Here is a 12,550-nt window from a genome sequence, read left to right as displayed (position 1 = left end):
GGACTGCCTCATGTCTTCAGCGGCTCAGACGGGGATGAACACCCGCTGCGTCCCGTGCGTGGCGATGCGCCCGACGTGGTCGCTGGCTTCCATGCCGTTGCCCAGCGAGACGGCGATGTGGCCGTGGGGGTTGCCCGGGCTGTTGTAGGCGTCGGTCACGACGATGGCGCCGGGGGGCAGCTGCTTGATCTGCTCGTCGGTGAGGCTCACCTCGCGGAAGCGCGAGTCCTTGGCCAGCACGTTCCCGTACATGTACGCGGAGGGCAGCGGGTTGACGTTCAGGCCCGCCGCCGCCAGGGAGCGGTTGACGCCCTTGGCGCACCAGCCGGTGGTGTTCATCGACGACGCCATGGAGCGGGCCGCCGAGGCCAGCCGGCTGGCGTTCCCGCCGAACGAGCTGGGAATTTCACCCATGGGCGCGGCGCCGGACGCACCGAACGTCCCACCCGAGGACGAGGCACCCGAGGACGCGCGGCCACCGCCGGTCGCGCCCCCCGACTGGAAGCTGTCGGCCTGCCCCGGAACCTTCAGGGAGTTGCCGGTGATGATGAGGTCGGGGTTCGAGATGCCGTTGGCCTTGGCCAGCGCGGACACCGAGGTGCCGAAACGGCCCGCCAGCGCCGACAGCGTGTCGCCCCTCTGGATGCGGTAGCTCATGATGTTGGTTCTCGTTCTTGGAAATCGGGAGTCGTGGCGGGATTATCGTCCGAAGGCGTCACGGGTTGCTTCCTTCCCGAAAAACCCTCCCCAGGAGCACCGCATGAACAGCAGCCGGCCCGTCGACGAATGGGTATCCCGACTCTCCCTCCCTGACGTGGAAGCCAGGGCGGAGGCCCTGGAGGCGGTCGGGGAGGCCCTCGGCTCCGAGGACGTGGTGATGCGGGAGCGGACCGCCCAGTTCCTGATCAAGGACCTGACGCGGCCGGCCTCCACGGCCCCGGGGCTCATCCTGTCGCTGTTGCAGGCGGACTGGTGGCCTCCCCCCGCACGGCTGGCCGCCAGCGCCGTCCAGGCCATCACGGAGGCCCTGACGCGGATGGAGGCCGCGGATCCGGCGGTGGGGGATGCGGCGCTGGTGCTGGGCAACCTGTGCCGGGTGGACCCGTCCCAGCTTCCGGCCCTGGCTGCCGCCCTGGACCACGAACATCCCGCGGTCCGGCATGCCATGGCCCGCGCGGCGAGCCGGGTGTCCGACGAGAAGGGCCTGCTGCTGCCGAAGCTCATCGCCCACCTGGATGATCCGGACGAACGGGTGTCCTTCGCGGCGCTGGAGGCGGTGGGCGCGCTGGCTCCCGTGGCGCCGGACGTCACCTCCGCCGCGCTGCTCGCGCAGGCGCGGAAGACGGAAGGGATGCGCCGCTACGTGGCGCTGTCCTCGCTGCGCGCGCTGTTGGACCAGTGCCGCCAGAAGGACCTGCCCCTGCCCGCGCTGGGGGGGCTGGAGCCGCTGCTGCTCGGCATGCTGACGGACCCGAACTCCGCCGCCCGGGTGGAAGGCGTGTCCCTGCTGGGCCTGACGGGGCCGGTGTCGCCGGCCGGCCTCACCGCCCTGGGAGGCCTCCTCAAGGACGTGAACCCCTCCGTGGCCGCCAGCGCGGCCGTGGCCCTCCTGCGCCTGGGCGCCCCGCCCCAGGAGGCCCTCGCGCTGCTGGAGCGGCTGCTGCGCTCGGAGGACACCCCGGAGGTGCAGGGCGCCGCGCTGTCCGCGCTGGAGGCGGTGGAGCCCGCCCTCATCGTCAAGGCGAAGGAGATGCTGAAGACGGTCGCCCACGACGCGAAGGGGCCGGTGAAGGCCGCCCTGGGCGAGCTGCTGTCGGAGCTGGGCTGAGGGCCGCGGCCCGGACGCCGGAGCGGAGGGAGAGGTCCCCACCCGCCCCGGCGCGAGGGGCTCAGCAGCCCAGGTTGTTGCCGGGGCTCACGCCGAGCATGCCGCAGAAGCGCACGTAGGTGTCGATGCGGCTCTGCACCTGGCCGGGGTTGCCGCCGTTGCACTCCCTGGACCCGTTGATGGTGCGGATGGTCTCACCGAAGCCCGCGCCGTTCACGATGGCGTTGTGCGCCGTCATGGAGCCCGCGCCGGTCTGCGTGGTCCAGAACCAGAAGCCCGCGCGCCACGCCGCGTTCGCGTCCTGCGCGAGCAGGTCCGGGTTCGCCTGGAGCGGCAGGCCCAGCGCGATGCCCGCCGCGCAGTAGTTGCCGTTCCAGGACAACTGCATGGGACCGCGCCCGAAGTAGCGCTTGCCCGCCGCGCAGAAGCAGCCCGGAGGCCCCCACGACGTGTCGCAGTAGTCGCCCTTGTTGATCTCCTCGATGTGCACGAGGCCGCCCGTCTCATGCGAGGCGTTGGCCAGGAAGGCGGCCACCTCGCGCTTGCGGGTGTCGGCGTCGCCCGTGGTCGCGAGCCCGGAGAAGCTGGCCGCGGCGGAGACCAGGGCGTCGTAGGTGTAGAAGCCATGGCGGTTGGGGAACATGGCGTTGAACGTCTCGCGGGTGAGGATGCCCCCGAAGCCCGTCCCGCCACCGCCGCCACCACCGGAGACCCGGTCGAAGCTCCAGTGCTGGTTGGCGGTGCCTCCGTAGGGGTACTGGAGCAGCGGCGTCCCGTTGTCGGCGGAGCCCCAGGACAGGTCCACCGCCATGTCCGTGTGCCGCAGGTGCATGCTGAACTGCGTGCCGCCCCGGTTCACGAACCGGAACTGCTGGTTGGCGCCGCCGACGTAGCTCCACTGGTGGATGATGGCGTTCTGCGCGGTGCTGACGCCCTGGACGTCCAGCCCCTTGCCGCTGTTCACGTTGATGATCTTGAAGTACCCGTTCGTCGTCGGCGCGACGTGGAACTTCTGCGCGTTGGTGCCGTTGCAGTCCCACTGCTGCACCTTGGCGCCGTCCGCCGTGCTGGACGAGGCCACGTCGATGCACTTGTTCGTCATCACCGAACGGATGACGTAGTCGCCCTCCGTGATGGTCGACACGATGGCGGGGCGCTCCACCTGCCCGGTCGCCTCCGGGGACTCCCCCGGGGCCTCCGGCCCGGAACAGCCTCCCAGCGCGCCCACGATGCCCAGCAAGGACAGACAGCGAAACCCTGAGGTGTTGGCCATGACGACTCCTGTGTGACGGGGTCCGGCCAACATAGTTCGGATGGCGAAGAAAGCACGAATTAATGGTTAAGCGGTGGCTGGGAGCCATTCGAAGACGGGGCGGTGCAATCCGTGTCAATGAGGGGAACCCGAAGTGTCGGATTTGAACAGGGCCCTGGAGCCTGTTCATGCGGGCACTGGAGGAAATAGGCTTTGGCCCCCTTCAGTCTCCTTCCCCCGGGAGGTTTCGAATGCCTCGCAAGATTGGTGGCGGTAGCTCCTTCAAGGCGCCGTCGTTGTCTCCGCCCCCTGCTGCGTCCAGCTCCAAGCCCAGGAACACCGTCACGACCGCGCCCCCGGCGGCCTCGACGTCGGGCCAGAAGCGCCCGGCGGACGCGGTGGATGGCGCGGCCTCCGCCTCCGGCCCGAACAAGAAGCCGAAGGTGGACGGCGGGACGTCCCAGGAGGCGGACACGACGGAGAACCGGGCGAAGCGGCAGTTCCTCCGGGGGCAGCGCCGTCAGGAGTCCACCAGCGCGGTGGCGGCCTCCGGTGGGCGCAGCGAGTTCGTCAACCTCCAGCGGCTGGACCCGAAGGCCGCGGGCAAGCAGCGGGTGGAGACGGGCTTTGGCCCGACGAACGCGAGCCGGTTCCCCACGAAGGACCCGGGCTTCAAGATCACCACCGAGGCCAAGGACTACGGCAAGCAGAAGGTGGGGCACACGTACACGGAGCTGGTCGCGGCGATGAAGGAGGGCGGCGCCAGCGACAAGGCCATCGCCAAGGACCTGCTCAAGAAGCTGGAGGACCCGGACAGCACGCCCGCGGTGCTCACGGGGGACAAGGCGAAGAACGCCGCCGCCAAGCTCACGACCATCATGCACGTGTCCGAGCCCCAGCGCGTCCCCGGCTCCGACAAGACGGGGCGCGCGGTGCTGCGCATGGTGGAGAAGGGCGACCTCACCCTGGAGCAGGCCTTCACCGGCTCGAACCCCACGTTCCCCATGGCGAAGAACCCGAAGACCATGCGCCGCGTGGTGAACTACGACGACACGAACTTCCGCAAGCCGCCGGAGAAGCCGCTCAAGTTCGACGAGATCGCCGCGAACATGTCCGACAGCAGCGACGACGAAATCTAGGCGTCCCTACAGGCGCGTGAGGAAGCGCTGGGCGAAGAGGTAGGCGTCGCCCGGCCAGCGGGCGGACACGTAGCGTCCGTCCTCCACCACGAAGGCGGGCGCGTGGTCCGCCGCGGTGCCGCGCTTCGTGCCCGCGCGGGGCCCGCGCTCGAAGTGGCCGGGCTCCGCCAGGGCGGCCACCACCTCCTCCTCCACGTAGGCGGGGTAGGTGCGGTAGTAGCGCCCCAGCTTCCACGCGGTCAGCAGGTACGCGGAGCGCTCCATGTACTTGGGCAGGCACGTCGTGCGCGTGCCGTGCAGCAGGCTTAGGCCCGTGGCGGGGTCCTTGGCGCGCGCGAGCACGAGCACGCCGTGGCAGATGGCCGCGACGGGCCGCTGGAGCGCCCAGAACGCGGCCACCTTCGCCTGGAGGGCTTCACTGCCCAGGTACTGCCGCATGCCCGGCGCATGGCCGCCGGGCAGGAGCACGGCGTCGAAGTCCTCCGGCACCACCGCGTCCCACGTCAGCGGCTTCTGGAAGCCCTCCGTGAGGGTGAGGTCGCCATAGAAGCGCCGGGGCTCTGGATCCGCGCCCAGCTTCCCGAAGATGACGCCCGTGAGCAGCAGCGGATCCGCCGCGGGCATGTGGCCCTTCTCCGTGGCGAACACCACCTGGTGGCCCGCGTCGGTGAGCAGGCGCCAGGGCACCGCGACCTCCGTGACGTCGAAGTCGCGGTCGGGCAGCGGGACGAGGACGCGGCGGGCGGGGGACATGCTTCCAGTCTTCCCGTCCCCCCACCGCCTGACAAGCCCGCGCATCACCCGGGCCGGACGACGATGCTTCCCATGTGGCGGCCTGAAAGCCCGCGCTTCATGCGGTGAAGGCCTCTCGACTCCATTAAAAAGGCGCCCATGACGACGGCACTCGACGACCTGTTCCCCACCGACGCGCAGATTCCTCCGGGTGTGCGGCTCCCCGCCTCCCTGGAGCAGCGCGAGTACCTGGTGGGAGGCGAGCTGCGCACCTGGGCGGGTGAGCTCAACCCCGTGCTGAGCCCGGTGTTCCTCCGGACGCCGGAGGGGCTCCAGCAGAAGGTGATTGGCGCGACGCCGCTGCTCACCTCGCGCGAGTCCCTGGACGCGCTCGCGGCGGCGGTGAAGGCCTATGACCTGGGCCGCGGCGTGTGGCCCCGGCTCAAGGTGGCCCAGCGCATCGAACACGTGGAGCGCTTCCTCGTCGCGATGCGCGCCCAGCGCACGGCGGTCGTGAACCTGCTGATGTGGGAGATTGGCAAGACGCAGCCGGACTCGGAGAAGGAGTTCGACCGCACCGTCGACCTCATCGTCGAGACCATCCGCGCGCTGAAGGAGCTGGACCACACCTCGTCCCGCTTCGTGCAGGAGCAGGGCATCATGGCGCAGATCCGCCGGGGTCCGGTGGGCGTGGCGCTGTGCATGGGGCCGTACAACTACCCCCTCAACGAGACCTTCAGCACGCTGTTCCCCGCGCTCCTGATGGGCAACACGGTGGTGTTCAAGCCGGCGAAGTTCGGCGTGCTGCTGGTGCGCCCGCTGCTGGAGGCGTTCCGCGACTGCTTCCCGGCCGGCGTCATCAACGTCATCTACGGCCGGGGCCGGGAGACGGTGGGCGCGCTCATGGAGAGCGGACAGGTGGACCTGTTCGCCTTCATCGGCACCCACAAGGGCGCCAGCGAGCTGAAGCGCATGCACCCCCGCCCCCACCGGCTGAAGGCGGTGCTGGGCCTGGACGCGAAGAACCCGGCCATCATCCTGGAGGACGCGGACCTGGATAACGCCGTGAAGGAGTGCCTCACCGGCACGCTGTCCTTCAACGGCCAGCGGTGCACGGCGCTCAAACTGCTGGTGGTGCACCGGAGCATCGTGGACGCGTTCCTCGCGAAGTTCACGGCCGCGGTGGACACGCTCAAGCCCGGCATGCCCTGGGACCCGGGCGTCGCCGTCACGCCGCTGCCGGAGCCAGGCAAGGCGGCCTTCCTCCAGGGGCTGGTGGACGACGCCGTGTCCAAGGGCGCCCGCGTGGTGAACGCGACGGGCGGCCGGTCCTCGCGGTCGTTCTACGCCCCCACGGTGGTGTACCCGGTGACGGGAGGGATGCGGCTGGCCAGCGAGGAGCAGTTCGGTCCGGTGGTCCCGGTGATGGTGTTCGACGACGACGCGGAGGCGGTCCGCCTGGTGGTGGAGTCGCACTTCGGCCAGCAGCTCAGCCTGTTCGGGAAGGACTCGGCGCGCATCGGGCGGTTCATCGACGCGTTCTCCAACCAGGTGGGCCGCATCAACCTCAACTGCCAGTGCCAGCGCGGGCCGGACACCTTCCCCTTCAACGGCCGCAAGGACTCCGCGGAGGGCACGCTGTCGGTCGCGGACGCCCTGCGGGTGTTCTCCATCCGCACCCTGGTGGCCACGAAGACGACGCCGGCCAACACCACCCTGGTCCAATCCATCCTGACCCGGCGTGAGTCGGACTTCCTGACCACCGACTTCCTCTTCTAGCCCTCCCGTGAACGGAGGGCAGGGGAGCGGGTGGCGGCGGGTGAACGGAGCCGGCCGGAGTGGTTCCGCTCCCTCCGCCCTTGGTGCTAAGCCCTCCGCCATCCCCATGGCGCGCACAACGACCATCGAGCTGCACAAAGAAGAGATGAAGTTCTCCGCGGGGCACTTCACCATCTTCTCCGCCACGCACCGCGAGAACCTGCACGGCCACAACTTCTCCGTCTATGTCGCGTTGACGGGCGAGGTGTCCGAGGACGGCCTGCTCGCGGACTACGGCCCGCTGAAGCAGGCCGTCATCGCGCGGTGCAAGGCGTGGAACGAGACCTTCTTCCTGCCCGACCGCTCACGGCACCTGCGCCTGGAGAGGGACGCGCAGGGCGACTACAAGGCGCACTTCAACGGCGAGGAGCTGCACTTCCTCGCGCGCGACGTGACGGTGCTGCCCGCGGCCAACGTGACGCTGGAGGAGCTGGCGCGCGTCTTCGGCGAGGGGCTGGTGGGGGACGGCGCCGCGATGGCGCGCGACCGCATCACGCACCTGTTGGTGAAATGCGCTTCAGGCCCCGGACAGTGGGCCACCTGGGAGTGGGGACAGCATGGCTGACTGGGCCCTCATCACCGGCGCCAGCCGGGGCATCGGACGGGCGACGGCGGAGCGCTTCCACCGGGAGGGCTGGCGCGTGATGAACGTGTCGCGCAACCCGTGCACGGTGCCGGACGTCGTGAACGTGGAGGTGGACCTCTCTGTCCCGGGGTGGGAGGCGGAGCTGGCCCCCGCGCTGCGTGACGGCCCCGGCGCGGGGCAGGGCCGCCTGTGCGTCGTGCACAACGCCGCCGCCTATGAACACGACGACGCGTTGACGATGGACGCGGACCACCTGCGGCGCGTGCTGGAGATCAACATCGTCGCCCCCCTGGTGCTCAACCGGGTGGTCCGGCCCCTGCTCACGGAGGGCTCCTCACTGCTCTACGTGGGGTCCACGCTGGCGGAGAAGGCCGTGAAGGGCGTGGCGTCCTACGTGACGACGAAGCATGCGCTCGTGGGCATGATGCGCGCCACCTGCCAGGACCTGGCCGGGACGCGGATCCACACCGCCTGCGTCTGTCCCGGGTTCACGGACACGGAGATGCTCCGGGATCACCTGGGGTCGGACGCCGCGGCGCGCGCGATGGTGGAGGGGAAGACGACGTTCGGGCGGCTCATCGCACCCGAGGAGATCGCGGACGTCCTCTTCACCTGTGCCATCACCCCCGTCCTGAATGGCGCGCTCCTCCACGCCAACCTGGGACAGGTGGAGATCTGACGCGTCAGTCCTCCTTGGGGAAGACCGTGCACGAGGACGTGCAGGTCTCCGCGACGCGGACGCGAGCGATGCGCGTGCCTGCGGGGACCTGGAGCTGCTCGAAGACCCACGCGGCCAGCAGCTCGCTCGTGGGGTTCTCCAGCCCGGGCACGTCGTTGAGCAGCCGGTGGTCCAACTGGGCGTGGAGCGGCTGCCAGGCGGCGTTCATCTCCGCGAAGTCGACGATCCACCCGAGCTGCGGGTGCAGCGGGCCCTGGAGGGTGATTTCAATGCGGTAGCTGTGGCCGTGCACGCGGGAGCACTTGTGCCCCTGGGGGACGTGGGGCAGGCGGTGCGCGGCCTCGAAGGTGTATTCCTTCGAGATTTCGGTGATGAGCTGGGTCTTCTTCAAGGTACGGCCTCCATGCGGCGGCCTTGTACCTTCGATGCCCCCCCCCGTCCATCCGCCGCGACAGGAGGGCCCGGACGCCTGGCGGGTTCCTCCCGGAGGCCTGAAGCCTCGCGGAGACTACCCGGAATCAGATGATTGGGGGCTCATCGCCCTTCCCTTGGAAGGGGGCCCGGTCGAGGCTGCCGCCCCCCTTTTCCAAGAGGCGCTCCGATGCGCAGTCCCCTTCTTCCGTGCACCCTCCTGCTCGCCACGCTGCTGGCGTGCGGGCCGGTGCCTGATGCCACCGCCGATGCCGCCGTGAGCCGTGAGCAGGGCCTCACCTCCGCCAATGGCCTGGTCACCCTGGAGGCCGTGGGCACCGGCCGGCCCTACACGTTCGCCACCGCGCAGGTGGGCACCCCGCTCTACATCGACCGGACGTACACGCTCACCGGCCTGTCCCCGCGGCTCCAGGGCGGGGTGCTGCTCCAGGCGGCCAACGACGACAAGCTCTACGCGGGGGCGTCGCAGGTCCGGCTGGGATTGAACTCCGCCGCCACCGTCTACGTGGCCATGGACCGGCGCAACACGGTGCTGCCCGCGTGGCTCGCGGATGGCACCTGGGCGCTCACGGACGAGGTGCTGGCCACCAATGATCCGTCCTCGACCACGTCCGCCTCCTCCACGCCGATGAAGGTGTACGTGAAGTCCCTGCCCGCCGGGACGCTGACCCTGGGCGGCGGCATGGCTTCCCCGGCGCAGGGCACCAACGCGCAGTACGTCGTCATCCTGAAGTTCATCAGCAGCGAGCCGGGCGTGGCGGCGCGCTTCTTCCCCAACATCCGGATGCAGGGCGTGCCGGTGCTGCGCCACCTGTCCACCGTGTCCCTGGACGCCGGGACGGGCGCGCCTGTCCCCGGCATCCCGGCGGACTTCTTCGGCGTGCGCGTCGAAGGCTTCGTCACGCCCGCGTTCACGCAGACGTACACCTTCCGCACCGCCGCCAGCGGGGGCGTGCGCCTGTGGGTGAACGGCCGGCTGCTGGTGGATGACTGGTTCGAGAACGCCGCCGTCGTGCAGCGCTCCGGCGCCATCCCGCTCGCGGCGGACATCCCCGCCAGCGTGGTGCTGGAGTTCTTCGACGCGGAGGCCCTGGCCTCCGTGCTGCTCCAGTGGCAGAGCGCCAGCCAGCCGTGGCAGACCGTCCCCGTGTCGCGCCTGGAGACTTCAGCGCTGCCCCTGCCCCGGCCGCTGGGCGCCCACTGCACGGCGAGCGCGCAGTGCCGCTCCGGGACGTGCAGCGTGTTCCCGGTGGGCAACGTCACCATCTGGAATGAAGGCGACGCGGTCTGCACGCCGGAGGTTCCGGAAGGCGAGCCCGGCGTGAAGGCCGAGTACTTCACCTCCGAGTTCCTCTACAACCGCGCCGTCGTGCGGCGGGAGAACTTCGTGGCGACGTACTGGGGGGCCACGGCGCCCGCGTCAGGGGTGCCCGCGGATCGCTGGTCCGCGCGCTGGTCCGCCACGCTGACGGCGCCGACCACCGGCACGTACACGCTGCGCACCTCCACGGAGGACGGTGTGCGCCTGTGGCTGGACGGCGCGCTGCTCGTGGACAACTGGATGGAGGCGGAGGGCGGACAGACGCACGACGTCGCCGTGTCCCTGAGCGCCAACAGCGCGCATGACCTGGTGATGGAGTTCTTCGAAGGCTACGGCAACGCCCACGCGCAGCTGTCGTGGACCGGCCCGGGCATCCCCTGGCAGACCGTCACCACGGCGCTGACCACGCCGCCGCACTTCACCTGCCGCCCCCTGGGCTCGCAGTGCCGCTCCAACGAGGACTGCTGCGGTGCCTTCTGCTCCGTGTCCGCGGTGGGCAACGTGACCATCTGGAACGAAGGCGCCACGGTGTGCAGCCCCCGGTGAGCTGAGCTTCCGGCCACCGCGGCCCGTGCCAGGGCTCCCAACAGGGGCGGCCCTGGCGCGGGCGCCGCTTCAGTCACGATCCGGCGCTCCCAGGGGGAAGTTCGGCCGGAACCACCGCGCCTCCTCCACCGCGCGCGCGAAGGACGGGCGGGCGAGCAGCCGCGCGCGGTAGGCGCGCACCCTGGGGAAGGCCTCGGCGATCCGGTGCGTCCAGTCCGCGTAGAACAGCGAGGGCGCGGCCGCGCAGTCCGCCAGCGTGAACTCCGCGCCCGCGGCCCAGGTCCTGTCCGAGAGGTGCCCTTCAAGCCAGTTGTAGGCGAGCTCCAGCTTTTCGGTGGCGAAGGCCAGTCCGTCCTGGCGCTTCGCCGGATCCCCCGTCAGCGCACCGCTTACCGCGTGCTGCACCGGGCTCATGACGTGCAGGTCGAAGAAGCGGTCCAGGAAGCGCACGTCCAGCGCGGCCATCGGCTCCGGGGGCAGCAGGCGCACCGGCCCGGGATGCATGAGCTGCAGGTACTCGATGATGATGCTGGTCTCGACGACGTTGCGCTCCCCGTCCACCAGGAGCGGGAACTTGCGCAGCGGCCAGCGCCGCAGCCATTCGGCTGAATGCTGCGGCGTCTCCGGCCCGATGCCGCGGAACTCGAAGGGCGTGCCGTTCTCGTACAGCGCGATGAGCACCTTCTGCGTGTACGAGGAGAAGGAATGGCCGTAGAGCGCGAGCGACACCGTGGGACCTCTCGATTCAATCATCAGTTGTAGGTTGAGGGTGATGGATGCGGCGTCGTCGCTCAGCCGAGGAGCGCGCGGCTGAGCTCCGTGCGCCACGTCTTCGGGTCCGGACTCGACTCCGGGCCCGCGACGTAGACCTCCCAGAGGTCCTGGGCAGGCTGGAGCCCCTGCTGCTGGATCCACGCGTCGAACTCGGCCCAGGCCGGGCCCATGCCCTCGTAGGGGCCCTGGTAGACGGTGCGCACGAGCTTCATCGCGGGCCACTCACCGGGCCTGACGCGGCCCGCGGCCTTGACCGGGGTGGTGACGGGGATGCAGATCTCGAAGTCGAAGACGTCGGGGGTGATGCGCAGGTGGTGCGTGAACCACGGCCCCGCGGGCTTGATGCCCTGGCCGGCCACCGTGGCCATCAGCTCGGAGATGCCCGGGCCCATGACCTGCTGGATCTCCGCGCGGGGGATGGTCACGGGGATGACCGCGGTGAGCTGCGCCTGCGTCTGGAGGATTCGCGGTGTGTCAATCATTGCCACTTCCTTGCCGTGGGGAGTCCAGTTGGGCTGACAGCAGTTGTTCGAGCATGTCGTAGCCGAAGGCCACGCCGCCCTCCATCGGCGAGCGCAGCACCTCGTCGCGGGCCGCCTTCGACTCGAACCGCATCGTGCTCGTGAGCGTCGTCTTCCCGCCCTCCTCGGTGAGCAGCAGCGTGTTCAGTGCTTCGCCCGTGTACCAGGCGTCGTCGAACCGCTCGGTGTTCACCAGCCGCTCGGGCGGCGTGATTTCGCGGAAGATCCCGCTCACGCCCATGTCCTTGCGGTCGGGGCCCCGCCACACGTAGCGATAGGCGCCGCCCACGCGCAGGTCTATCTCGCAGACCGCCATCGACCAGCCGCGGTGCACCCCGAGCCAGCGCTTGAGCAACTCCGGCTTCGTGTGCGCGTCGAAGACCAGGCGGCGGGGCGCGTTGAAGATCCGGGTCATCGTGAGCTCAAGGTCACTCGGCGTGGAGACCTTCAGGTTTCCAGTGCTCTTCATGGCTGCTTCCTCCTCTTGCGCGGAGTGGGGGGCCGCGACCCTTGCGCCTTCAAGTCCTCGAGCACGGCGTCCAGCGCCTGGAAGTTCTCCTCCCAGAACTGGCGGTAGTTCTCCAGCCACCCGGTGGCCTCCGCGAGCGGCGCTGCTTCGAGCCGGCGGGGCCGTCGCTGCGCATCCCGGCCGCGTGAAATCAGCCCGGCGCGCTCCAGCACCTTGAGGTGCTTCGAGATGGCGGGCTGGCTCATCGCGAACGGCTCGGCGAGCTCGCTCACCGAGGCCTCACCCGACGCGAGCCGGGCCAGGATGGCCCTGCGCGTCGGGTCCGCGAGCGCGGCGAAGGTGGCGTCGAGGCGCCCGGCGGAGGGCATTCCATAACCGGTAGGTTCCATGACTTGTTGGTTATGTACGGCCTCTCCGTGCCTGCGTCAAGACCCGGGGCATCCTCACGCAGCC

At 70.0% G+C, this 12,550-nt stretch carries 14 protein-coding genes; 6 read left to right on the top strand and 8 right to left on the bottom strand.

The genetic code is table 11. From position 1 onward, the window contains the following. Positions 1-24: 24 nt before the first annotated feature. Complete coding sequence (locus tag OV207_RS06110) at positions 25-657, bottom strand: LysM peptidoglycan-binding domain-containing protein (RefSeq protein ID WP_267553415.1); 633 nt, start codon at positions 655-657, stop codon at positions 25-27. Between the two features lie 103 nt (positions 658-760). On the opposite strand from OV207_RS06110, the gene OV207_RS06105 reads away from it, so the two are divergent. Beyond that, complete coding sequence (locus tag OV207_RS06105; protein ID WP_267553413.1) at positions 761-1,828, top strand: HEAT repeat domain-containing protein; 1,068 nt, start codon at positions 761-763, stop codon at positions 1,826-1,828. 61 nt (positions 1,829-1,889) lie between these two features. Here OV207_RS06105 and OV207_RS06100 read toward each other — a convergent pair whose 3' ends face one another. Further along, a complete protein-coding gene (locus tag OV207_RS06100) occupies positions 1,890-3,101 on the bottom strand; it encodes an RICIN domain-containing protein (RefSeq protein ID WP_193347200.1) in 1,212 nt (403 codons plus the stop codon). A gap of 230 nt (positions 3,102-3,331) precedes the next feature. Here OV207_RS06100 and OV207_RS06095 point away from each other — a divergent pair, with 230 nt between their 5' ends. After that, positions 3,332-4,219, top strand: coding sequence for a hypothetical protein (locus tag OV207_RS06095; protein ID WP_267553411.1), 888 nt, complete (start codon positions 3,332-3,334; stop codon positions 4,217-4,219). A gap of 6 nt (positions 4,220-4,225) precedes the next feature. Here the strand turns inward: OV207_RS06095 and OV207_RS06090 are convergent, their stop codons facing one another. Then, on the bottom strand, positions 4,226-4,972 hold the full coding sequence (locus OV207_RS06090) for a type 1 glutamine amidotransferase domain-containing protein (RefSeq protein ID WP_267553409.1): 747 nt from the start codon (positions 4,970-4,972) through the stop codon (positions 4,226-4,228). Positions 4,973-5,110: 138 nt separating this feature from the next. On the opposite strand from OV207_RS06090, the gene OV207_RS06085 reads away from it, so the two are divergent. From OV207_RS06085 to OV207_RS06075, 3 genes are all read left to right on the top strand, one after another. Beyond that, positions 5,111-6,730 carry an NADP-dependent glyceraldehyde-3-phosphate dehydrogenase gene (locus OV207_RS06085; RefSeq protein ID WP_267553407.1) on the top strand — a complete coding sequence of 540 codons (1,620 nt, stop codon included), beginning with the start codon at positions 5,111-5,113 and terminating at the stop codon, positions 6,728-6,730. Positions 6,731-6,836: 106 nt separating this feature from the next. Beyond that, positions 6,837-7,334, top strand: a complete 498-nt coding sequence (locus OV207_RS06080; RefSeq protein WP_267553405.1) for a 6-pyruvoyl trahydropterin synthase family protein — start codon at positions 6,837-6,839, stop codon at positions 7,332-7,334. Next, a complete protein-coding gene (locus tag OV207_RS06075) occupies positions 7,327-8,034 on the top strand; it encodes an SDR family NAD(P)-dependent oxidoreductase (RefSeq protein ID WP_267553403.1) in 708 nt (235 codons plus the stop codon). The genes OV207_RS06080 and OV207_RS06075 overlap by 8 nt, the downstream gene beginning before the upstream one ends. 4 nt (positions 8,035-8,038) lie before the next feature. On the opposite strand, the gene queD is transcribed toward OV207_RS06075, so the two are convergent. After that, entirely contained in the window at positions 8,039-8,425 is a 387-nt protein-coding gene (gene queD, locus OV207_RS06070; RefSeq protein ID WP_267553400.1) for a 6-carboxytetrahydropterin synthase QueD, read from the bottom strand. Between the two features lie 210 nt (positions 8,426-8,635). On the opposite strand from queD, the gene OV207_RS06065 reads away from it, so the two are divergent. Next, positions 8,636-10,333 carry a PA14 domain-containing protein gene (locus OV207_RS06065; protein WP_267553397.1) on the top strand — a complete coding sequence of 566 codons (1,698 nt, stop codon included), beginning with the start codon at positions 8,636-8,638 and terminating at the stop codon, positions 10,331-10,333. Positions 10,334-10,402: 69 nt separating this feature from the next. Here OV207_RS06065 and OV207_RS06060 read toward each other — a convergent pair whose 3' ends face one another. The 4 genes from OV207_RS06060 to OV207_RS06045 form a co-directional block, all read right to left on the bottom strand. After that, the gene (locus OV207_RS06060; RefSeq protein WP_267553621.1) at positions 10,403-11,062 is read right to left on the bottom strand and encodes a glutathione S-transferase family protein; all 660 of its coding nucleotides are present in this window, start codon (positions 11,060-11,062) and stop codon (positions 10,403-10,405) included. A gap of 62 nt (positions 11,063-11,124) precedes the next feature. After that, positions 11,125-11,589, bottom strand: a complete 465-nt coding sequence (locus OV207_RS06055) for a GyrI-like domain-containing protein (RefSeq protein ID WP_267553394.1) — start codon at positions 11,587-11,589, stop codon at positions 11,125-11,127. Continuing rightward, the gene (locus OV207_RS06050; protein WP_267553391.1) at positions 11,582-12,097 is read right to left on the bottom strand and encodes an SRPBCC family protein; all 516 of its coding nucleotides are present in this window, start codon (positions 12,095-12,097) and stop codon (positions 11,582-11,584) included. The genes OV207_RS06055 and OV207_RS06050 overlap by 8 nt, the downstream gene beginning before the upstream one ends. Continuing rightward, positions 12,094-12,465, bottom strand: coding sequence for an ArsR/SmtB family transcription factor (locus OV207_RS06045; RefSeq protein WP_267553388.1), 372 nt, complete (start codon positions 12,463-12,465; stop codon positions 12,094-12,096). Before OV207_RS06045 ends, OV207_RS06050 begins: the two co-directional genes overlap by 4 nt. Positions 12,466-12,550: the final 85 nt, after the last annotated feature.

The organism is Corallococcus sp. BB11-1, assembly GCF_026626625.1.
Classification (GTDB): Bacteria; Myxococcota; Myxococcia; order Myxococcales; family Myxococcaceae; genus Corallococcus; species Corallococcus soli.
Note: the sequence above shows the minus strand (reverse complement) of the source record. Positions and strands in the feature narration are given on the sequence as shown.